The sequence below is a fragment of the Billgrantia ethanolica genome (genome assembly GCF_021404305.1).
Lineage (GTDB): Bacteria > Pseudomonadota > Gammaproteobacteria > Pseudomonadales > Halomonadaceae > Halomonas > Halomonas ethanolica.
In genome coordinates this window covers 271992-292127 of record NZ_JABFTX010000003.1, presented here as the reverse complement: position 1 = coordinate 292127, position 20136 = coordinate 271992, and the positions used below count along the sequence as shown (strand labels likewise).

Here is a 20136-nt window from a genome sequence, read left to right as displayed (position 1 = left end):
CGACGCAGGAGATTCCGATGGCCGATATCGCCTCACGGCTGGACTCTGTCCGGAAGAGCATCGAGCGCTTGGCCGAGCTGGCCGCTCCCGCGCAGGCGGAAGAGGCCCGACGATTGGCGGATACGTTGGAGGCCCAGCTCGACAATCTCGTGCGCGAAGTAGCTGCCCACCCTGCAGACCAGGCGCTGAACGACCTTCCCCGCAGCCCTCGTCACGAGGAGATCCGCTGTCCGGTCTGTTCGCTGCGCTCGTTCACCTACCAGAAAGGCACGCTGCGCCGTTCGGCGGATAGCCGCAGCGGCTTGGAAGCGCTCTACCACTGCCTGAGCTGCGGTCACGAGGCCTGGCACGAGGCGCAGTGAACCGACGCACGCCCCGTTACGCTACTCTTCGAACTCCGCCAGCGCCTGCTCACAACCAATTCCGACTTGTTCGCCGCCGCCAGGGTCGACCCATGGCAGGATCGCCAGGGGCGGCGCGACGATGGCCCCCAGCAACGATAGCGCACCACGGGCAATCAGCTCCTGGGTGATCACGTTCACCTCGGGGTCACGCAGTGAACCCTGCAGTTCTACCGGGGAATTGCCGGTGAACAGGGTCGGGTCGATGTTGTGCCCCTGGAAGGCCAGGTCCATGCGCTCCGTCGCCAGATTGATGGCGCCCGCCCCCTCGAAGTGGGCGATTTCGGTGGCCATGAAGAATTCGTCCAGGTTGGCTAGGCCGTGCTCGGCGACGAAGCGCACGTAGGTGCACTCCAGCTGCACCTGATCCTCCCCCGTCAGTGCCGCCACCAGCGCATTGGCGACATTGAGCGGCAGCAACTCGGCGGCAATGATATCGAGCCAGCCCTGAGACATGGCCAGTTCGAGTTCACCGTCGAGCCCGGCCATGGCCTCATGCATGGAGCGCCCGCGGTAGTGAAATTCACCCCGTCCGCCGATCACGCCCAGGGTGTCGCGGGCTACCTCGGGCAGGCCAGCTTCGTCCAGCAGGGCACTCAGATTGACCTGATCCATCGCCAGTTGCAGATTCCCCTCGATGGCGGCCTGACGCGCATCCATCACCCAGGAAGCCGCGACCTGACCGCCGCCAAGGCCGACTTGCAGCGGCTCTACCGTCATTACGCCCTGGTCCAGCTCCATGGCCAGTGCCAGTTGCTCGAACGGTATGTGCTCCGCCTGCACGTCGAGGGCCTCGTAGTCGAGCACGATGTCGGTATTGCGCAGCGCTTCGAGATCCCACTCGCGATCGGGAAACACCACCTCGGCGCGCTCCTCTTCCGCGGCCCATTGCTCCTGCTCGGGGGTGGCGGTTTCCCCGGGGCCCGTTTCCGGCGAGATGCCGAGCATCGGTAGCAGATCGTCCGCCTCCAGCCGCTGGGAAACCAACGCGGCCCACAGCTGGGGGCGCTCGCCGAAGCGCAGGCGAACGTCACCGGCCACGTCGCTGTCACCGAAGCCACCCTCGAGCCCGTCGATGGTGAGCAGGTCATCCTGATAGTGAACATGGCCACTCACCTGGTATGGCGGCAGCTCCGGCAGGTTGATCCCGGTAAGATCCGTGATGTCCGCCGGGCTGGGCCCCTCCAGCCGGGCACTGCCTTCCACCGATTCCAGTGCGAAGGGCTGCACGGCACTGCCATCGATCCACAGCCGGGTGTCGCCGCTGGCCAGCTCGCCGGCGACGGGATAGGGCGTACCAGGATCGGTGAGATCCAGCAGCGGCCCGATCAGCAGGTCGAAGGCAAACGGCTCCTCTTCGTAGCTGCCCTCGCCGACCAGATGCACCCGCTGCCCCTCGACCCCTTCCGTGCGGGTATCGGCTTCGAGCGAGAGCGCCAGCCCCCACTGCGGGGCCTGATAATCCAGGGCCGTGTTCTCGAGCAGCAGCCCGCCGTCGACGACCCGGGTGTTGAGGTTCCCGTCGAGCGTGCCCACCTCGCCGATACCGAACGGGGCAAGCGCCGCAGTCAGGTCGATTTGCTCCAGTTGGGCCTGTAGATCCGCCACCAGGCGCTGCTCGTCGGCCTCGAGCCACCCCTGCACGTTGAGCGAGCGCGGCTGCCCGTCGCCAAGCTGTTGCTGCGTCTGCAGCCGGGCAATGGTGAGCCGCCCGTCTTCCAACGCCGCCTCGGCGGCCAGATCGTGCAGGGTCTGGCCGGCGTAGTGCAACTGCCCCAGAGCCAGATCGAGTTCGGCTTCGTACTTGTCCAGCCCCGCCAGGGCTCGAACGAGGCCTTGATCCCACTCGCCCTCTTCTGGCGGTGCCACCTCTCGAGGCGCCTCTGCTGGTGGACGCTGCTCAATCAGGCCCCAGCGATCCAGATCGAGCGCATCTCCTTCCAGCTCGACCATCAACCATGGCGTCTCGCGTCCTACATCGAATGCCAAGCTCCCCGCCAGACGACTCTCGGCGATGCTCGCTTCCAGGCTTTCGACCCCGCCGCGACGCTCCTCGAGCTCTATATGGGTACGTCCTTGAAAAGTGAGGGGTTCACCCTGTGCCTGGCCTTCACCGCGAACGTCCAAGCTCAGTTCTTCGAAACTCTCACCGGGCGTATCGAACGCAACGTCGAGATCGATCCGCTGGACCTCATCGCGATAGACCAAGCGGCCCTGGTCGATGCTGAACGTCTCGGGCCAGAGCGCGATCTCCTGCTCCTCGGTCGGCTCTTCGACCATCAGGTCGTCGATGTTGGTGGTGCCATCTTCACGGCGCAGCAGCCGCACCTCTGGCCGCACCACGGCGACCCGCTCCAGCACGAGCTCGCCGCTCAGCAAGGCGCCCACGTCGAGGGTCACCGACAGTTCGTCGAGACGTGCCATGGGATCCTCGGCCCAAGGCACATTGGCAACGCGCACGTCATCAAGCCGCAGAGTCAGCGGCAGCCCCCAGTCGATGCCATGACCACCGATTTCTACATCGCGCTCCAACTGTTCGCTGGCCTGGCTCTCTAGCCAGCCACGAAACCAGGCGGATTCGAGGTACAGGACTGCCCCCAACAGAACCAGCAGCACCGCCCCAGTCGTGATGGCGACACGCCGAGCTAACTTGTTCACGTTTCCATCCATGAAGTGTGAATTGGCCGAGACTCTAACCATGGACAGAGAGAGGCCATTGGTCCAATGCCCGTCGCAACCGGAAAGGACGGGGCATTGCCGCGTACACTCGCTTACCTGCCCCAAGCGCACATAGCTTCTATGCTGAAGGTACGGGCGTCCCGACCGTCACGGACGGAAACAGGGAGAAACGACGGGATGTTCCCAGCCGGAACGGGAGGTTCTCATGAAAATCTACAAGCCGGAGTGGCACTGCAACTTCACCGTGAACGAAGCACCTGGCGCGACCTCGAGCTGGCGCGAGCGGCTCGCTTGGCGTCTACGTCGTTGGGCCGACAGGTTCGACGGCAAGAGCCGTACGGTCACAATCGAATGCCATATCGAGCCTGAAGTGACAGCCGAGGAGATCGACACCTGCCTGGTCAAGGGCTTCGAAGTCACACACTCCCTGCTCAACCAGTTGGCCCAGCAGGCTGCCTGCGAGGACGTGATGCGGGATGCCAAGGCCGAGTTGTTCGATGGAGTGCGACAGCAACGCTGAGTACGCCCGAAGGCATGACCCGACTTCGATAGCCAGGTGCGCGAAATCGCTCCTGTCCTTGGTGCGTGCCACCCGCCCCCACCTCGACCAGCCACTTCCACTCAAGTTTCCGCACGTGCCGCCGATAGCTATTGAGCGTGCTGAGGAGCTGATTCGCCATGAAACCAGCATGCGATTGAGTTAGCATGACAAGCGTAGCGAAACGGCACAGCCCGTGAAAGACGAGTACAAGTTTGTTATGCTCGTAGCGTAGTTTTCGTCAAAGAAGCGTTTTAGACAAAGCAGAGTTTTAGACAGAGAAGCGGAGCGAACATCACGATCGATCATTCCTAATCAAGCCAGTACAGGAGGTACTCATGCGAGTCTACAAACCTGAATGGCGGTGCACGTTCAGCGTCAATGAAGGGGCGACGGAGACAACGGGCTGGCGTGAGCGCCTTGCTTGGCTCATTCGTCACATGGCCGACAAACTGGACGGTAGCGGTAGAACGATCAAGATCGAGTATGACGTCACTCCAGCAGTCAGTCGCGAAGAGGTGGATACCTGCCTGGGCAAGGGATTTGCGGTGACCCAGAGCCTGCTCACTCAGCTCGCTCACCAGGCCGCATGCGAGAACGTCATGCGTGAGGCCAAGGCAGAGCTGTTCGAGGAAAACACCCAGCGCTGAAGCACGTGCGGCAACGAACTCACCCCATTCGGCTAGTCCGGATGGGGTGTCTTGCTTTTTGGTGACGCTTGTTTTCGCAACCGAACAGATCCAGTTACAATATTAATGCTGCATCGCAGCAAAACTTGACTATGCTTGAGGCGTGGGAAGCCATAGGGAGGAACGCCTCATGCAGCACACCACCCACTCCCCCGCCACTTGCGACGCCGAAGTCCTGCGTGCCTGGGCCGATCAGGCCACATGCGCCAAAGCAGCCTGCGATGCGCTGTGGCATTACCTCGACGATCACCCCACAATACCAAGCACGAGCGAAGAGCACTGACGCCCCGTATCGGGCACGGTAAGCGTCTCGTCGCTCCGACTTCCGACGGTTTTGTATCGCAGCGGACCTCGAGACTCGAGGCCCAGGAGGAAGCGTGGCCGAAGTTCACGCTGTTCTTCCTGGCCTTCCTGCCCCAATTCGTCGCTGCCGACGAGGCGGCTCTGCCCCAAATGCTCGAACTCAGCGTGCTGTTCATGCTGATGACATTTGCCGTCTTTACGCTATATGGCGCCAGTGCCGCCACTGCGCGCCAGCAGGTCATCACACGCCCGAGCGTGCTCATCTGGCTGCGACGGGGTTTCGCTGCGGGCTTTCTCGCACTGGCGGCGCGCCTGGTATTCACCGAGCGCTAGCGGCCTGCGTTGCGTCTGGCTACGCTCAATACTCGCCGCGGCGCCTGCCGTGGCCCACGCCAACAAGGAAGATAGCGAGATACGTCATGCACAAGACACTCCCCACCCTGGCCTGCCTGGGCCTGCTGGCCGCCGCTCCGGCGATGGCTCAGGACACTGACGACAACGCTCCCGAATGGAGCGACGCGCTACTGGAAGCCGCCAGCCAGGTGACGCTCGGCCCACGGCCGTTGTTCCTGGTCAACGACATGAGCGAGGAGACCGAACGCGAGCGCGAGCTCAAGGCCGAACTGCTGGAGTGCGCCGCCCAGCACACCGACTGGCAGCCGGACGACCTGGTCATTTCCCATCGCGGCGCACCGCTGCAGTTTCCCGAGCACACGCTCGAATCCTACCTGGCCGGCGTTCAGGGCGGCGCCGGTATCGTCGAATGCGACGTGACCTTTACCGGCGACAACGAACTCGTGTGCCGCCATGCCCAGTGCGACCTGCACTACACCACCAACATCGTCGAGACCGAGCTGGCCGAGAAATGCAGCGTTCCACCTGAGATCGATCCCGACAGCGGCGAACTGACTAACGCCGCCGAGATTCGCTGCTGCACCAGCGACATCACCCTGGCCGAGTTCCGCACCCTGCATGGCACCATGGAAGGCGCCAACCGGGAAGCGCGCAGCATCGAGGAGTATCTGGCTGGCACGCCCGCCTGGCGCACCGATCTCTACGCCACGCGCGGTACCCTGATGAGCCACGCCGATACCGTCGCGCTGTTCAAGGACCTGGGAGTGAAGATGACCCCCGAGCTCAAGGAGCCCGAGGTGGAGATGCCTTTCAACGGCATGAGTCAGGAAGACTACGCCCAGAAGCTGATCGACGAATACAAGGCGGCGGATGTGCCGCCAAGCGATGTCTTCGCCCAATCCTTCAACCTCGATGACGTGCTCTACTGGATCGAGCACGAGCCCGAGTTCGGTGAGCAGGCGGTCTACCTCGACGGTCGTTATGGCGATGATGATTTCGACCACACCGATCCCGAGAGCTGGTCGCCGAACATGGAAGAGCTGGCCGAAAAGGGCGTGCGCATTCTGGCACCGCCGACCTGGATGCTGCTGGCGGCCAACCCGGAGTTCAACGAAAACGACAACCGCATCGTGCCCTCAACGTATGCCGAGCACGCCCAGGAAGCGGGGTTGCAGCTGATCACCTGGACGCTGGAACGCTCCGGTCCGCTGGCGGAAGGTGGGCAGTGGTATCACCAGACCACGGAAGAGGTCATCCGGCGCGAAGGCGACAAATTGATCACCCTCGACACCCTGGTACAGGACGTCGGCATCATCGGTATCTTCACCGACTGGCCCGCCACCGTGAGCTTCTATGCCAACTGCATTCGGCGCGATTGAACGAGCGGGAACGCCGACGGCGGGGCCGTCGGCGTTGTCATGCCGGGTGAGCCTCAGGGCAACTGCGTGGCTACCCGCGTGAAGTGCAATGACAGCACGCGCCACTGTCCATCCAGCTTCTGCCACAGCTCACTGAAAAAGAGGCTCGGGCGGGCTCGCGCATCACCCACGACTCGTCCTTGCCCGTAGATGGACACCAGCTCGCCGAACGGCATCAACTTGAGGATGTCATCCTGCGCCCGACTACCGCGAGCGAACCACTTGTCTCCTGCCACCGCCTCGGCAATGCTGCCGAGCTGATCCAGCTTCCCCAGCAGCCCCACCTCACTGATCAGCACGAAATCATCGCTCTCGATATGATCCAGCAGACCGACGTTGCCGTCGATGTAAGCGGCGTACCACTGGCGACGAGCCTCCAGCAGCTGTATCTCTTGCACCCTGTCCTCCATAAGCCTGGCTCTTGGACCGGCAAAGACCCACCGTAGGCACGGCGGGCTTAGGCAAAGGATTCATGATAGAGCAGTGGCCAGGGAGCGGTATCAGACATTGACGCAGCCGCGTGTAAGCCAATGCTTACACGCACGATGTAAACCGAGGCGTAGCTCAGGCCAGGGCCCCACGAATCCGATCGGCATTCTCGGCCAGCTCTTCGGCACTTGCCTGGGGCAGACCTTCGACTCGGATATCCTGCATGGCATCGATAGGCACCAAATGCAGATGCACATGGGGCACCTCGAGGCCGACGATCATCATGCCCACCCGCTCGCAGGGAAAGGCTCGCTTCAGCGCCTTGGCCAGCTTCTGCGAAACCGCCATGAGATGGGCGCTTAAGTCTATCGGCATGTCATCCCAGTGATCGATCTCCTCGCGCGGAATGACCAGCAGATGCCCTGGTTTCATGGGGTTCAGGGTCATGATCGCCACGCAGCGCTCGTCGGACCAGACGAACTCCGCCGGCAGTTCACCGTGAATGATGCGGGAAAAGACACTCGCCATTTCGCTACTCCCTCTTCGAAAACCTCAAGATGCCACAAGCTAGAAGACCCGTCTCCTGCCTGCGGAGCCGGCACCCTCGATCAGCGACTGCTGAAAGTCTCCCGACCAGCTTCCAAGATAACCACAAGCGCATGCCATGGACACAACCACGCGGCAAATGTCGCCAAAAGGCGACACGCAAAATATTGATTTAATTGCTTTTTATAAAATAAGATAATTTGTGTTGCCATATGCCTACACATCAAGGGGAAAAACTGCCCCCAGACGCCCCGCCTCTTGTGACATGACTGCTTATAACATAATTTAAGTCATTGTTTTAAAGCACAAATAAAAGTAATGGCACCATTTTCGCACTCTTACTTTCCAGAGCGGTACGACGGCCCGAATGCAATCTGGGGCCACGTATCCGGAGGCTCCTTGCCCAGGAAGGGCAGATTGCGGGATGGAATCCGCCGAGCCTCTTTTCGATTCCACCGGTCGAAGGCACGCTTTGCGATTGAGTTAGCACTATCCTTTAGTTCCCTGCGTACTTGGGCCGCCCTGCGGCCCTTTTTTTTCGCGGCGAAGCAGTAACGGAGCCCTGTTCACAGACACCTTCATCAGCAGTCAGGGATGACGAACATGCGCACGAAGCCACAGTCTCCGCTGATCAACACCCCCAGCCTCGCCGGCCTGGCCTTGGTCGTCGCCATGCTGTTCGATGCCGCACTTTCCATTCAGGGCCTGGTGCCGGATCAAGCCAGCCTCTTCCCCGCGCTTGCCCACTTCCTCGACACCCAACAGATTGCAGAACGACTCCATACCGGCACGGCACTCATCGCCTTCACCAGCGGCATGATACTGGCAGTCTCGCTGATCCTGATTCCCATGCAGCGGGTCTATCGTGCCCGGGAAGCTCGGTTGCTACGCGAGCGCGAACGTCTCGAGGCCTACAACGCAAAACTCGCTCATCAGGCTGCCAACGATGGGCTGCTGGGCATTGCCAATCGGCGTGAATTCGAGCGGGTGCTGGAGCTGGAGTGGCGCCGAGCGGCACGCGAACGGCAGCCACTCGGCTTGCTGATGATCGACATCGATTGCTTCAAGCGTTTCAATGACAGTTACGGCCACCAGCATGGCGACACCTGCCTGCGCGAAGTAGCTGGCGTACTGAAGGCCGCCGCCGCACGGCCTGGCGATCTGGTGGCCCGCTATGGCGGTGAGGAGATGGTCATACTGATGCCGCACACGTCGCTCGAAGGTGCCAACCTCATCGCCGAACGCATCCATACCATGCTGGCGGAGCGTGCCCTGCCTTTCCCCGACTCCCCCGTGGCAGCCCATGTCACTGTCAGTATCGGTGTCTCCTCCTTGCTCCCCGTGCGTGATGCCAACCGTGCCACTCTCGTTCAACAGGCCGACGAGGGGCTCTACCTGGCCAAGGACACGGGACGCAATCGCACGGCAAGCGTCCCCCATCTGCGCCTGCTGCATGCGGCGGACGGCAGCGCAACCTGGGCCAGCCAGGGGCAAAGAGCCTGAGCGCCTCAGTCGCCAACTGTCTCTTACAGCCAACATCGCCAAACAACGCCCATCACGCAGCCTTCTTCTGCAAACATGCAACAGTGGGAATTTCGTGGCTTGCCTCGCGCAGCAACGGCGGGTACTATCCATAACGCTCACCAGCACCTCATCGATGAAAGCGATAACCGCCAACACGATCAACCCGAGGTAAAATCATGGGAGCTCGACTGAAGAAGTTGCTCGCTTGTGGCCTGGTAGGGATGTTCGCGATAGTCGCCGCCCATGCTTCCGCCCACGATCCTGACGTTCAGGAAGAAGGCATCGCCTCCTTCTACAGCGACCGCTTCCAGGGCGCCACCACGGCCAGCGGCGAACCCTTCGACCAGCAAGCATTGACCGCAGCCCACCCCAGCCTTCCTCTCGGTACCAAGGTGATCGTCACCCGGGCCGACACCGGGCAAGAGGTGGAAGTCCTGATCAACGATCGCGGCCCCTTCGTCGAAGGACGGATCATCGACCTCTCCAAGCGCGCGGCACGCGAACTCGGCATGCTGAACCGCGGCTTGGCACCGGTCATGGTCACCACCATCCAGTAATCCTACCCTCTGCTTCTCAGCTAACCGGGCCTGTCGGGCCCGTCGGTCCGGTGGCTGTCGTGCATGCGTGCCGAGACTACAGTTTTTCCGAATTTGGACGATATTCATATCAAGCGACGACCGGCCGTAAGAGCCGAAGCGCTTTTTGCTATCGCATGACGTAGGGAAAAACATGAACAGTCTCAATGCACAGATCGAGCTGTCGGAAGCGCGGGGAGAGACGTCAAGCAATGCAGCCCTCTGCAAGCGTCTGGTTCTGGCCAAGATTCAGCTCGACCGGCTCGAGCAAGACGGCACCTGCAAAGACCTGAGCGCACTGAGCGCTGCTCGCGTGGAGTTCGCGCTCGCCTCACGGGCACTGGCGGATGCGCTGATCGCTCAGGAAACGCTGGGCGACCCTTATCAATCCTGACCGGCCGTCATAACAAAGCGGAGCCGGGTATACCCGGCCCCGCTTTGGCCTGTTTTCGATTTCAGCTCGGCTCAATGCCGGACAAGCACCCGCCGCGCACCGCCACCGGCTGCCAACGCCAGGCCGGCGATGGCAAGAAAAAACAGGCTGCCCGAGAAGAAGTGGCCCCAGTAGGTCGGCTCCAGCCCGGTGAAGGCTGTCATCAACAGCGCCGTGACCAACGGGAAGATCATCACGATCGCTACGCCGAGGCCAAGCAGAAACAGTACCGTTCCGAAGCGAGTCATCATAACGCCACTCCTTGCAAGTCAGGGGGGGATACGGCTGGCAGCAACAGGTTGCCGCAGCCGGATTTGTCTCTCTTCGACCGACAGACTCGGTTGGCCGTTCCCTTTCGGCCTCGCCTCTCCGAACGCCTCTCTCAGCCGCCTACCCCCTTCATCTTTACGCTTCCCCCACCCGCCGCCACGTTGCCGGTGGGGTGCCAAAGGTGCGCTTGAACGCCTTGGAGAAGGAGGCTTCCGATTCGTATCCGACTTGCTCGGCAATCAGCACGATGGGATCCTGCGACTCCCGCAGGCGTCGCGCCGCCACCTGCATGCGCAGCCCCGCCAGGTAGCGCATGGGCGGCGCGCCCACCAGTTCGGTGAAGCGCTCGGCAAAGGCGGAACGGGAAAGCCCCACCTCTCGCGCCAATGCCTCGGTCGTCCAGTGGTGGGAAGGTCGGTCATGCAGCAGGGCCAGACCGCGGCTGACGAATGGATTGCGCAACCCGCCCAACCAACCGAGCTGCTCCGGCGGCAGGCTGGCCAAGTAGCAGTGCACAGCTTCGATGAACAGCAGCTCCGCCAGCCGAGAGAGCAGCGCCGGGGAGCGCACCTCACCGGTGGCAAGCTCATGGGTTGCCAAGCGGAAGGAGCTCTCGATCCAGGCTCCCGCAGCGCCTTGCGCCACGTCGAGCGTCATCACGCTCGGCAGCAGGCCGACCAAAGGATCGGTCGTCGTGTCGCTGAGCAGGAAACCGCACCAGATGCGTGTCGTTTCCCCCTGCCCCCCGTAGACGATCCGTGCGATGCCGCTCTCGACGGTCGCCTGCATCAACCCTTCGGCACTCACCGGCGGGCAATCCAGATGGCTGCCGAGCACGTGCGGATCGTTGCGTGGCAGCACCACCAGGTGCCCCGCCGGCACTTCCAGCGGCAGCCCGTCGCCCACGCGCAGCAGCAGCCGCCCGGCACTTACGTAGTGGTAAGCAATGATGCCCTTGGGCAGAGGCGTGAACGGGTGGCAGTCTTCCGGGGTAACCTGGGCGGCCACGCACCAGGGTGCCGTGAACTCGGCGTCGAGGAAGATGCCTCCGGTCAGGTGGATCGTGCGCAGCACATCGAGGGAAGCCTCCATTGGTCAGCGCTCACGTGATGGCGGCGGCTCGAACAATAAGTCCGGCGTCTCGCCCATTATCGCCCGCCGCGCCTCCTCGTAGTTTAGCAGCATGTCACCAGGCACAGCCGACGCCATGCCCCGACGAAACGACGACATATGGAGCGACAATGACAATGCTGACCGACCGTCAAGGCAATACCCTCTCCGGAGCCAGCGCCGAAGCCCTGGATCTCTATTCTCGCGCGGTAGTGGCCTTCAATCTCTACCGCGGCGATCCCGTGACGCTGCTGAACCAGGCCATCAAGGCGGCTCCCGATTTCGCCATGGCGCGCATCCTGCGAGCCTACCTGTTCGCGCTGGCCACCGAGCCCGAGGCCGCACAAGCGGCCAGGGACGACGTCGCGGCGGTGAAGGCCTATCGCCTGAATGAGCGAGAGGCCTCCCATGTCGCCGCCCTCGACCAGCTGTTGGCTGGGGAGTGGAGTGCGGCAGCGCTTACCCTGGACCGACACAACATGCGCTATCCCCACGACCTGGTGGCATTACAGGTCGGCCACCTGGCCGACTTCTACCGCGCCAACGCCCGCGACCTGCGAGACCGTATTGCCCGGGTGCTGCCCAAGTGGCCGGCCGATATCCCGGGCTACTCGATCGTCCTTGGCTTCTACGCTTTCGGCCTGGAGGAGACGGGCGCCTATGCCCAGGCCGAGGCGACCGGTCGCGACGCCCTGGACAGAGAGCCGCTGGACTGCTGGGCGCACCACGCCGTTGCCCACGTCATGGAGATGCAGGGCCGCGCCGAGGATGGCATCGGCTGGATGATCGCCCGTGAACCGCACTGGTCGGGCGACGACAATTTCTTCCAAGTGCACAACTGGTGGCACCGTGCGCTGTGCCACCTCGACCTGGGCCAGACCGAAGCGGCGCTGGCGCTCTACGACGGCCCGATCCGCCAGGGCACCAGTGCCATGGCGCTGGACATGGTCGACGCCTCCGCCCTGCTCTGGCGGCTGCAGCTCACCGGCCAGGACGTCGGCAACCGCTGGCACGAACTGGCGCGTGCCTGGGACAGCCATGCCGACGGCAGGCTCTACCCGTTCAACGACTGGCATGCCGTCATGGCCTATCTGGGAGCGGGTCGCGGCGATCAGGTGGAGCGCCTGCTGGCCACACTGCGAAGCGGCGAGACAAGCCGCGAGGCAAGCGTCTGGGCCAAGCAGATAGGCCTGCCGCTGGTGGAAGGGTTCCAGGCCTTCTGGCAGGGCGACTACGGCACGACCGTCGAGCGTCTGCATCCGGCACGCTTCATCGCCAACGCCTTCGGCGGCAGCCACGCCCAGCGCGACATCATCGACTGGACCCTGACCGAGGCTGCTCTGCGCGGTGGCTATCGCGACCTGGCCGAGGGCTTGGCCCATGAACGCCTGGCCGCCAAGCCGCACAGCCCGGTCAACCGCGCGTTCCTCAACCGCGCTAGCGCCCTTGGCGACAGGCCGCGGCAGGTCGCATGAGCTTACCGGGCGCCCCCCTCAGGACGGGCGCCCGGCTTCATGCACGGGGAGAGCTCGTGTCGCATTCCCAGGGCTTCACGCCTTCTTGACGAACTCCGACTTCAGCTTCATCGGCCCAAAGCCGTCGATCTTGCAGTCGATGTCGTGGTCGCCCTCCACCAGGCGGATGCCCTTCACCTTGGTGCCCACCTTGACCACCGACGAGGTTCCCTTGACCTTGAGATCCTTGATCACGGTGACGCTGTCGCCATCCTGCAGCACGTTGCCGTTGGCGTCGCGCACCACCTTGCCGTCGCCAGCCTCGCCCGCATCCGTCAGGCTCGACCACTCGTGACCGCACTCGGGACAAGCGTACATGCCGGCCACTTCGTAGGTGTACGCGGAGTGACAGGCGGGGCAGTTGGGCAAGGCGCTCATGGCGATCTCTCTGCAGGATTGGAAAGGCCACGCAGCATGCCAGAAGCCACCAGGGGAAGCCAATGCCCTCTCAGGCAAGAAGCGCCTCGCGCGGCGTGATGGCGAACCGCTCTTCCCATACCGTGGCCCCACCAATCGTGAACGATTGGCGGGATCCCGGTTCGAGCTGAAACCCCATCGCACGATAGAAGCGCATGGCGTTGTCATTGCCGACGATCACCCACAGCGTGACGCAAGTGAACCCCTCGGAGAAAAGCGTCGCCAAGGCCTCACTGCACAGCCTGCGCCCCACGCCAAGCCGCTGGGCGTCCGGCCGGACATAGAGCACCCAGATCTCGCCCAACTGCGACCCGGCGCCTTCATCTCGTGAAGCGTCGAAGCCTATGAAGCCCTGAACCCGGTCGCCCGAGCGAGCCACCAGCAGCCGTGGGCTCCCCGCTGCCAGGGAGCGGCGCCACATGGCTTCGTGCTCCGCCACCGAGAGGCCAGCCAGGTATTCAGCAGGAACGATGTCGCCGTAGGCATGCCGCCAAGCTTCGACGTGCACCTCGGCAATGCCACGGCACGCAGCAAGGTCTGCCGGCTCGAGCTCAAGGCTCGCCCGTGCTCGCTGCTGGCTTTGAGCTTCGCCCCGATTCATATGCGCTCAGTCTCCTCCCAAACCCTTGGCATAGAAAGCCATCCCTTCGCTGCAGCGAAAGCCGAGCTGCTGATAGAAGCGGGCCGCGGGTATGTCCCGCCCCGTGGCCAGGTACACCGCACGCACATCTCTGGTGGCCAACGCTTCCTCGAGCACCCCATAGAGCTGCGAGCCGATACCTTGCCCCTGGCGATGCGTGGCCACGCACATCTCCCGCAGGTAGAACAGTTTCCCATCCAGATACGGTTCGAGGTTGCCCAGCAGAAACCCCTCGAGCTCCTCACCCTCACCCAGCCCCACCACCCCCACGGCACCTGGCGATTCGAAGAAGTGCTCGAGCCGCGCCAGTGCGCCATCGGCATGCCAGGGCTCGTTCCAGGGGGCCGAGGAGAACACCTGGGCGAAGAGCGCCGCACAGGCTTGCAGGTTGCACCGTTCCAGGCGTCTTGGTTGCATGGTTTGCTCGATAGATAGGAAGGAAAAAGACCGCGGCTAGCGCTTGTCCTGGGTATTGGTCTCGAAATCGCTGGCATCGTGGCGCTCGTGCAGCTGCTGTTCAAGCGGGCCGAAAGTACGATTGACCATGCGCCCACGCTTCACCGCCGGCCGGGCATCGATCTCCCTGGCCCAGCGCTGTACGTGCTCGTACTCCTGCACCTGCAGGAACTCGCCGGCGTCGTAGACGCGGTCGAGCGCAAGCTGCCCGTACCAGGCCCAGTTGGCGATGTCGGCAATGGTGTAGTCATCGCCCCCGAGATAGCGACTCTCGGCCAGGCGTCGGTCCAGCACATCGAGCTGGCGTTTGGCCTCCATGGCGAAACGGTCGATGGCGTACTCGATCTTGGTCGGCGCGTAGGCGTAGAAGTGGCCGAAGCCGCCACCCAGGTAGGGCGCGCTGCCCATCTGCCAGAACAGCCAGTTCAGCGTCTCGCTGCGCCCGGCATGGTCGCGGGGTAAAAACTCACCGAACTTCTCGGCCAGGTAGAGCAGGATCGAGCCCGACTCGAACACCCGGGTGGGCGGCGTGGTGCTGTGGTCCCTCAGCGCCGGGATCTTGGAGTTGGGGTTGACCTCGACGAAGCCGCTGCCGAACTGCTCTCCCTCGCCGATGCGAATCGGCCAGGCGTCGTACTCTGCACCTGCGTGGCCGCGTGCCAGCAACTCCTCGAGCATGATCGTGACCTTCACCCCGTTGGGTGTGGCCAGCGAGTAGAGCTGCAGCGGATGCTTTCCCATCGGCAGTGGCTTGTCGTGGGTGGGGCCGGCGATAGGGCGATTGATGTTGGCGAACTCGCCGCCGCTGGCCTTTTCCCATTTCCACACCTTGGGCGGCAGGTACTCGTTGTCTTGGCTCATGGAAGCTCCAATACGCTAGGCTCAGGGCAGCAAAGGCACACAATAGCCACAAAGATAGCGTGTTAACGTTCGAGCTTCGAGTCGGACTCGCGCCAGTTGGGCGGCACCAGACCATGGCGGCGCATGCGCCGGTAGATGGTGGGACGTGAAACACCGAGTCGCCGCGCGGCGAGACTGACGTTCCAGCCGGTGGCACGCAGCAGTTCATGAAGCGCTTCGCCCCCGTCCTGCTCTCCTGCCTTCACCACGCCGAACGTCTGCGGTGCGGCGCCGAGGTGTCCCTGACACTCTTCCGGCAGGTCGTGAAGGGTAATCTCGTCGCCCTCGACCGTGGCCAGGGCGAAGGCCAGGGCGTTCTTGAGCTGGCGGATGTTACCCGGCCAGGCGTGAGCCAGCAGCGCGCTCATGGCATCGGCGCGCAGGCGCACCTCCCGCTCGCGCCCGGCAAGAAGCGCCTGGTAGACGCTGCGAATCACATAGTGCTTGTCGGCCCGCTCACGCAGCGCCGGCAGCCGCAGCTGGGCGCCGTTCAGGCGGTAGTAGAGGTCTTCGCGGAAGCCGCCCTGGGCGATCAGCTCGCTCATGTCACGGTGGGTGGCGGTGATCACGCGAATATCGATACGCAGCGCCTTTTCGGCCCCCAGCGGCATCACTTCACGCTCGGCCAGTACGCGCAGCAGTCGGGTCTGCAGCGTCAGCGGCATGTCGCCGATCTCATCCAGGAAAAGGGTGCCGCCGTCGGCCTGCTGGATCAGCCCGCGCATGCCCTTGCTGCGACCGCCGGTGAAGGCGCCGGGCAGGTAGCCGAACAGTTCGCTTTCGATCAGCGATTCGGGAATCGCGGCGCAGTTCACCGCCACAAAGGGCCCCTTGGCACGCGTACCGCTGTCGTGCAGCGCCCGAGCCAGCACCTCCTTGCCGGTACCGGTCTCGCCGGTGATCAACACGCTGACCTCCTCGTTGCGCAGCCTCCGCGCCAGCTTGAGCACCCGATGCATGGCGGGGTCGTCCGAGGCGAGCCTGTCTAGCGCCGGCACCGGCGTGGGCGAATGAGTCAGGTCACACGCGGTAGGGCGCCGGCCGCGCGGCTCAACCAAAGTGACGAAGCAGGTAGTGTCGTTGGCGCGCGCCCGGAAGGCGCGAATGCCATCGTCGCTGGCGGTCGGAATGCCCAGCAGCTCACCGAGTTCGCCGTCGAACAGCTGGGTGACCGAAGGCTGCCAGCCCGGCGACCAAGGCGGCCAGCGGCGCAGATGGGCGTCGATCAGCGCACGGCCGGCGCCATTGGCCGCGATCACACTGCCGTCCTCCTCGATGGCGATCAGCCCTCGGCCATTGAGATGCACGAACTCGCGGGCGGTATCGAAGCGCAGCATCAGGCAGTGGCGATAGCGATGCAGGAAATAGGCATCCTCGATCATCCTTGCATAGAGCGTGACCAGCGGCAGGCCGAAGTTCTGGCTCTCCTGGGCGCGCGGCGACTGCAGCGCGGAGATGTCCAGCACCGCAATGACCTGCCCCTGCGGGTCGGTGATTGGCGCCGCCGTGCAGGTCAGGCTGATGTGGGTGGCATCGAAGTGCTCGCTCTGGTGGCAGATAATGGCTTGGGCGTCGTGCACGCAGGTGCCCACCGCACAGGTGCCCGCATAGCGCTCGTCCCAATCGGCACCGAGGTAGAGACCCGCCCGGCGCAGCGCCGGCTCCCGCTCGCGCTGGCCGCGGAAATCGACAGTGATGCCCTGCCGGTCGGTGAGCAGGAGCACATAGCCCAGCGGGGCGATCTGGGTGAAAAGTTGATCGACGCCGGCCCGCGCGACATGCAGCAGTTCGTCGACCGGCTCGCGGTGCTCCTTGAGCGCCTGTTGAGTCAGCACCCGCACGGGACGGGGGCGTCCGGGGTCGAGCCGGTACTCGCCGACGCAGCGCTCCCAGGAGCGCCGGATCACTTCCCGACAGCCGACCAGGTCGGCCGGCTGGCCTTCGCTGAGCCGGATCAGGGTCTCGATGTGCTGGCGTTGCTCGTTACGCAATGGCATCGCTGCCTCCGGTGCCGCCGTGCCGCTCTCCGGCGGTGGTGGCCTTGTTGTTGTAGGGCAGGCCTGCTTCCAGCCTATGCCGTGCCGAGCAGGAGTCAATCGGCTTCGCCTGCGCCCTTGGTCGGGGGGGTTACAGGTGTAACGCCCGCATTGCTCCCGTCACGTGACAGCTGTCACAAGCGTTACAGGTCACTTCACGCTACCCCTCGCTTGACACCCGCTCGTAACACCAAGCTTTTCAATCGTCTGGAAGCGTTTCTCGCACACACTCAGCGGCTGGCACGGATTCTGCCAGGACCAGGGCGTCCCCTAACAACAAGCGGAGAACAACGATGACGACACCCACGCCGACTCAACACGCCCAGCAGTGGCTGCGCGACTTCGAGAGCGCACTGGAGCAACGCGACATCCAACGGGTCATAGCCCTGTTCAATGACGAGTGCTACTGGCGCGACCTGGTCGCCTTCACCTGGAATCTCAAGACGCTGGAAGGCAAGGACGCCATCCAGTCGATGCTCAACGCCACCCTGAGCGAGGCACGTCCCACCAACTGGCAGCTCGATGGCGAGGCCACCGAAGCCAACGGCGTGACCGAAGGCTGGTTGACCTTCGAGACCGGTGTCGCCCTTGGCAAGGGCTACCTGCGCCTGAAAAACGGCAAATGCTGGACCCTGCTGACCACCATGCAGGAGCTCAAGGACCACCCCGAGCCACGCGGTGCCAGGCGCCCCCTGGGGGCCGAACACGGTGCCAGCAAGACCCGCGAGACCTGGCTCGAGTCGCGCCAGCGGGAAGCCCAGGAACTCGGCTACATACGCCAACCCTACTGCGTGATCATCGGCGGCGGACAGGGCGGTATCGGGCTCGCCGCGCGGCTGCGCCAGCTCAACGTGCCCACCATCGTGCTCGACAAGCACCCTCGCCCTGGCGACGCCTGGCGCAACCGCTACAAGTCGCTGTGCCTGCACGACCCGGTATGGTACGACCACCTGCCCTACATCCCCTTCCCCGAGAACTGGCCGGTATTCGCACCCAAGGACAAGATCGGCGACTGGCTGGAGATGTACACCAAGGTGATGGAACTCAACTACTGGAGTTCCACCGAGTGCGAGGGCGCCAGCTACGACGAGGCCAGCGGCGAGTGGACAGTGCGCGTCAACCGCGACGGCGAGCAAGTCACGCTCAAGCCCAAGCAGCTGATCCTGGCCACCGGCATGTCGGGCATGCCCAACGTGCCCCACTTTCCCGGTGCCGAGACCTTCGAAGGCGAGCAGCAGCACTCCAGCCAGCACCCCGGGCCGGATGCCTACCGTGGCAAGAAGGTGGTCGTGGTGGGTTCCAACAACTCGGCCCACGACATCTGCGCCGCGCTGTGGGAGAACGACGCCGACGTGACCATGATCCAGCGCTCCTCGACCCACATCGTCAAGTCCGACTCACTGATGGAACACGCCCTCGGCCCGCTCTACTCCGAGGAGGCGGTAAAGAACGGCATCACCCACGACAAGGCCGACCTGATCTTCGCCTCGATCCCCTACAAGCTGTTGCCCGACTTCCAGCGCCCCGCCTTCGACCAGATCCGCGAACGCGATGCCGAGTTCTACAAGAAGCTGGAGGACGCCGGCTTCATGCTCGACTTCGGCGACGACGACTCCGGGCTGTTCCTCAAGTACCTACGCCGCGGCTCCGGCTACTACATCGACGTGGGTGCCTGCGACCTGGTGGCCAACGGCGACATCAAGCTGCGCAGCGGCGTGGGCATCGAGCGCATCAACCCGCGCTCGGTGACGCTCAGCGACGGCTCCGAGCTACCCGCCGACCTGATCGTCTACGCCACCGGCTACGGCTCCATGAACGGCTGGGCGGCGCGCATCATCTCCCAGGAGGTGGCCGACAAGGTCGGCAAGTGCTGGGGGCTCGGCTCCGACACGACCAAGGACCCCGGCCCCTGGGAGGGCGAACTGCGCAACATGTGGAAGCCCACCCAGCAGCAGGCGCTGTGGTTCCACGGCGGCAACCTGCACCAGTCGCGCCACTACTCCCACTACCTGGCGCTGCAGCTCAAGGCGCGCATGGTGGGCATCCCCACGCCGGTGTACGGCCAGCAGGAAGTGCATCACCTCGCCTGATTCGTACCTGGCATCGCAGGTCGGCGCATGACGCCGGCCTGCATTACGACATACCCGAGGTCATCCCATGAACGACGACAAGCACCACGAGTCCCACCTGGATGACATCGTCGAGAAAGGCTTCGATACGCTGCTCAACGACAAGTGGCAGATGAAGAACGCAAGGCCTCGACATCCCCCGCCACGATAAGAGGCAGATGCCGGGTGATCTCTTCCACCGGCCAGTCCCACCAGGCAATGGTCTGCAAGGTTTCGACCTGCTCCGGCGTAAAGCGCTGCTTGATCGGGCGTGCAGGGTTGCCGCCCACCACCGTATAGGGCGGCACATTGCTCACCACCACCGAACGAGATGAGACGATGGCACCGTTGCCGATCTGTACGCCGGGCATGATGAGCGCGTCATAGCCGATCCACACGTCATGGCCGATGACCGTATCGCCCTTGTAGGGCAGCTCGCTCGGTTCCGGCATCACCTTCTCCCAGCCATTGCCGAAAATCTGGAACGGATAGGTGGAGACACCGGAGAGCTTGTGGTTTGCCCCGTTCATGATGAACTTGACGCCTCGGGCGATGGCGCAGAACTTGCCGATGACGAGTTTGTCGCCAATGAACGGATAGTGGTAAAGCACGTTGCGTTCGAAGTTCTCCGAGTCTTCCGGGTCGTCGTAATAGGTGTAGTCGCCGACGATGATATTCGGACTCTTCACCACGTTCTTGATGAAGCACACCTGAGGAAACCCCTCCATGGGGTGCGGGTTCGCGGGGTTCGGGCCGTGCATGCTTACCCTCCTTCGCTGGGATTTTCATTCGAGAC

21 protein-coding genes are annotated in these 20136 nt (G+C 63.5%); 10 read left to right on the top strand and 11 right to left on the bottom strand.

Going from position 1 to position 20136, the window contains the following annotated elements; all coding sequences use genetic code 11:
• Positions 1-17: 17 nt before the first annotated feature.
• Positions 18-362 carry a hypothetical protein gene (locus HOP53_RS14380; RefSeq protein ID WP_234270669.1) on the top strand — a complete coding sequence of 115 codons (345 nt, stop codon included), beginning with the start codon at positions 18-20 and terminating at the stop codon, positions 360-362.
• Between the two features lie 21 nt (positions 363-383).
• On the opposite strand, the gene HOP53_RS14375 is transcribed toward HOP53_RS14380, so the two are convergent.
• Complete coding sequence (locus HOP53_RS14375; RefSeq protein ID WP_234270668.1) at positions 384-3059, bottom strand: AsmA family protein; 2676 nt, start codon at positions 3057-3059, stop codon at positions 384-386.
• 226 nt (positions 3060-3285) lie between these two features.
• Here HOP53_RS14375 and HOP53_RS14370 point away from each other — a divergent pair, with 226 nt between their 5' ends.
• From HOP53_RS14370 to HOP53_RS14355, 4 genes are all read left to right on the top strand, one after another.
• Positions 3286-3600, top strand: a complete 315-nt coding sequence (locus HOP53_RS14370) for a hypothetical protein (RefSeq protein ID WP_234270667.1) — start codon at positions 3286-3288, stop codon at positions 3598-3600.
• Between the two features lie 356 nt (positions 3601-3956).
• The gene (locus HOP53_RS14365; RefSeq protein ID WP_234270666.1) at positions 3957-4268 is read left to right on the top strand and encodes a hypothetical protein; all 312 of its coding nucleotides are present in this window, start codon (positions 3957-3959) and stop codon (positions 4266-4268) included.
• Between the two features lie 267 nt (positions 4269-4535).
• Positions 4536-4943, top strand: coding sequence for a LysE family translocator (locus HOP53_RS14360; RefSeq protein ID WP_234270665.1), 408 nt, complete (start codon positions 4536-4538; stop codon positions 4941-4943).
• 86 nt (positions 4944-5029) lie between these two features.
• A complete protein-coding gene (locus tag HOP53_RS14355) occupies positions 5030-6343 on the top strand; it encodes a glycerophosphodiester phosphodiesterase family protein (RefSeq protein WP_234270664.1) in 1314 nt (437 codons plus the stop codon).
• A 53-nt stretch (positions 6344-6396) separates the two neighbouring features.
• Here the strand turns inward: HOP53_RS14355 and HOP53_RS14350 are convergent, their stop codons facing one another.
• A complete protein-coding gene (locus tag HOP53_RS14350) occupies positions 6397-6780 on the bottom strand; it encodes a nuclear transport factor 2 family protein (RefSeq protein WP_234270663.1) in 384 nt (127 codons plus the stop codon).
• A 166-nt stretch (positions 6781-6946) separates the two neighbouring features.
• Complete coding sequence (locus HOP53_RS14345) at positions 6947-7339, bottom strand: HIT family protein (RefSeq protein ID WP_234270662.1); 393 nt, start codon at positions 7337-7339, stop codon at positions 6947-6949.
• A 621-nt stretch (positions 7340-7960) separates the two neighbouring features.
• On the opposite strand from HOP53_RS14345, the gene HOP53_RS14340 reads away from it, so the two are divergent.
• From HOP53_RS14340 to HOP53_RS14330, 3 genes are all read left to right on the top strand, one after another.
• The gene (locus HOP53_RS14340) at positions 7961-8860 is read left to right on the top strand and encodes a diguanylate cyclase (protein ID WP_234270661.1); all 900 of its coding nucleotides are present in this window, start codon (positions 7961-7963) and stop codon (positions 8858-8860) included.
• 242 nt (positions 8861-9102) lie between these two features.
• The gene (locus HOP53_RS14335; RefSeq protein ID WP_422677620.1) at positions 9103-9438 is read left to right on the top strand and encodes a septal ring lytic transglycosylase RlpA family protein; all 336 of its coding nucleotides are present in this window, start codon (positions 9103-9105) and stop codon (positions 9436-9438) included.
• Between the two features lie 172 nt (positions 9439-9610).
• Positions 9611-9850: a hypothetical protein gene (locus tag HOP53_RS14330; RefSeq protein WP_234270659.1), complete on the top strand. Its 240-nt coding sequence runs from the start codon at positions 9611-9613 to the stop codon at positions 9848-9850.
• A gap of 71 nt (positions 9851-9921) precedes the next feature.
• Here HOP53_RS14330 and HOP53_RS14325 read toward each other — a convergent pair whose 3' ends face one another.
• Together HOP53_RS14325 and HOP53_RS14320 are read right to left on the bottom strand one after the other, a co-directional pair.
• A complete protein-coding gene (locus HOP53_RS14325) occupies positions 9922-10140 on the bottom strand; it encodes a hypothetical protein (RefSeq protein ID WP_234270658.1) in 219 nt (72 codons plus the stop codon).
• A 154-nt stretch (positions 10141-10294) separates the two neighbouring features.
• Entirely contained in the window at positions 10295-11251 is a 957-nt protein-coding gene (locus HOP53_RS14320; protein ID WP_234270657.1) for an AraC family transcriptional regulator, read from the bottom strand.
• A gap of 149 nt (positions 11252-11400) precedes the next feature.
• On the opposite strand from HOP53_RS14320, the gene HOP53_RS14315 reads away from it, so the two are divergent.
• On the top strand, positions 11401-12744 hold the full coding sequence (locus tag HOP53_RS14315) for a tetratricopeptide repeat protein (protein WP_234270656.1): 1344 nt from the start codon (positions 11401-11403) through the stop codon (positions 12742-12744).
• 75 nt (positions 12745-12819) lie between these two features.
• Here the strand turns inward: HOP53_RS14315 and HOP53_RS14310 are convergent, their stop codons facing one another.
• The 5 genes from HOP53_RS14310 to HOP53_RS14290 all read right to left on the bottom strand — a co-directional run bounded on the left by HOP53_RS14310 (position 12820) and on the right by HOP53_RS14290 (position 17193).
• A complete protein-coding gene (locus tag HOP53_RS14310) occupies positions 12820-13161 on the bottom strand; it encodes a zinc ribbon domain-containing protein YjdM (RefSeq protein ID WP_234270655.1) in 342 nt (113 codons plus the stop codon).
• 70 nt (positions 13162-13231) lie between these two features.
• Positions 13232-13801, bottom strand: a complete 570-nt coding sequence (locus tag HOP53_RS14305; RefSeq protein ID WP_234270654.1) for a GNAT family N-acetyltransferase — start codon at positions 13799-13801, stop codon at positions 13232-13234.
• Positions 13802-13807: 6 nt separating this feature from the next.
• Positions 13808-14257, bottom strand: a complete 450-nt coding sequence (locus tag HOP53_RS14300; protein ID WP_234270653.1) for a GNAT family N-acetyltransferase — start codon at positions 14255-14257, stop codon at positions 13808-13810.
• A gap of 36 nt (positions 14258-14293) precedes the next feature.
• Positions 14294-15157: a glutathione-dependent disulfide-bond oxidoreductase gene (yghU, locus tag HOP53_RS14295; RefSeq protein WP_234270652.1), complete on the bottom strand. Its 864-nt coding sequence runs from the start codon at positions 15155-15157 to the stop codon at positions 14294-14296.
• 62 nt (positions 15158-15219) lie between these two features.
• A complete protein-coding gene (locus HOP53_RS14290; RefSeq protein ID WP_234270651.1) occupies positions 15220-17193 on the bottom strand; it encodes a sigma-54-dependent Fis family transcriptional regulator in 1974 nt (657 codons plus the stop codon).
• A gap of 332 nt (positions 17194-17525) precedes the next feature.
• Between HOP53_RS14290 and HOP53_RS14285 the strand changes: the two genes are divergently transcribed.
• The gene (locus HOP53_RS14285) at positions 17526-19322 is read left to right on the top strand and encodes an NAD(P)/FAD-dependent oxidoreductase (protein WP_234270650.1); all 1797 of its coding nucleotides are present in this window, start codon (positions 17526-17528) and stop codon (positions 19320-19322) included.
• A gap of 134 nt (positions 19323-19456) precedes the next feature.
• On the opposite strand, the gene HOP53_RS14280 is transcribed toward HOP53_RS14285, so the two are convergent.
• Entirely contained in the window at positions 19457-20101 is a 645-nt protein-coding gene (locus HOP53_RS14280) for a Vat family streptogramin A O-acetyltransferase (RefSeq protein WP_234270649.1), read from the bottom strand.
• Between the last annotated feature and the right edge of the window lie 35 nt (positions 20102-20136).

Bases quoted from the DNA above. Each gene is read 5' to 3' on its own strand.
- HOP53_RS14380 (WP_234270669.1), top strand. From the start codon at position 18: ATGGCCGATATCGCCTCACGGCTGGACTCTGTCCGGAAGAGCATCGAG.
- HOP53_RS14370 (WP_234270667.1), top strand. From the start codon at position 3,286: ATGAAAATCTACAAGCCGGAGTGGCACTGCAACTTCACCGTGAACGAA.
- HOP53_RS14365 (WP_234270666.1), top strand. From the start codon at position 3,957: ATGCGAGTCTACAAACCTGAATGGCGGTGCACGTTCAGCGTCAATGAA.
- HOP53_RS14355 (WP_234270664.1), top strand. From the start codon at position 5,030: ATGCACAAGACACTCCCCACCCTGGCCTGCCTGGGCCTGCTGGCCGCC.
- HOP53_RS14345 (WP_234270662.1), bottom strand. From the start codon at position 7,339: ATGGCGAGTGTCTTTTCCCGCATCATTCACGGTGAACTGCCGGCGGAG.
- HOP53_RS14340 (WP_234270661.1), top strand. From the start codon at position 7,961: ATGCGCACGAAGCCACAGTCTCCGCTGATCAACACCCCCAGCCTCGCC.
- HOP53_RS14335 (WP_422677620.1), top strand. From the start codon at position 9,103: ATGTTCGCGATAGTCGCCGCCCATGCTTCCGCCCACGATCCTGACGTT.
- HOP53_RS14330 (WP_234270659.1), top strand. From the start codon at position 9,611: ATGAACAGTCTCAATGCACAGATCGAGCTGTCGGAAGCGCGGGGAGAG.
- HOP53_RS14325 (WP_234270658.1), bottom strand. From the start codon at position 10,140: ATGATGACTCGCTTCGGAACGGTACTGTTTCTGCTTGGCCTCGGCGTA.
- HOP53_RS14320 (WP_234270657.1), bottom strand. From the start codon at position 11,251: ATGGAGGCTTCCCTCGATGTGCTGCGCACGATCCACCTGACCGGAGGC.
- HOP53_RS14315 (WP_234270656.1), top strand. From the start codon at position 11,401: ATGACAATGCTGACCGACCGTCAAGGCAATACCCTCTCCGGAGCCAGC.
- HOP53_RS14310 (WP_234270655.1), bottom strand. From the start codon at position 13,161: ATGAGCGCCTTGCCCAACTGCCCCGCCTGTCACTCCGCGTACACCTAC.
- HOP53_RS14305 (WP_234270654.1), bottom strand. From the start codon at position 13,801: ATGAATCGGGGCGAAGCTCAAAGCCAGCAGCGAGCACGGGCGAGCCTT.
- HOP53_RS14300 (WP_234270653.1), bottom strand. From the start codon at position 14,257: ATGCAACCAAGACGCCTGGAACGGTGCAACCTGCAAGCCTGTGCGGCG.
- yghU (WP_234270652.1), bottom strand. From the start codon at position 15,157: ATGAGCCAAGACAACGAGTACCTGCCGCCCAAGGTGTGGAAATGGGAA.
- HOP53_RS14290 (WP_234270651.1), bottom strand. From the start codon at position 17,193: ATGCCATTGCGTAACGAGCAACGCCAGCACATCGAGACCCTGATCCGG.
- HOP53_RS14285 (WP_234270650.1), top strand. From the start codon at position 17,526: ATGACGACACCCACGCCGACTCAACACGCCCAGCAGTGGCTGCGCGAC.
- HOP53_RS14280 (WP_234270649.1), bottom strand. From the start codon at position 20,101: ATGCACGGCCCGAACCCCGCGAACCCGCACCCCATGGAGGGGTTTCCT.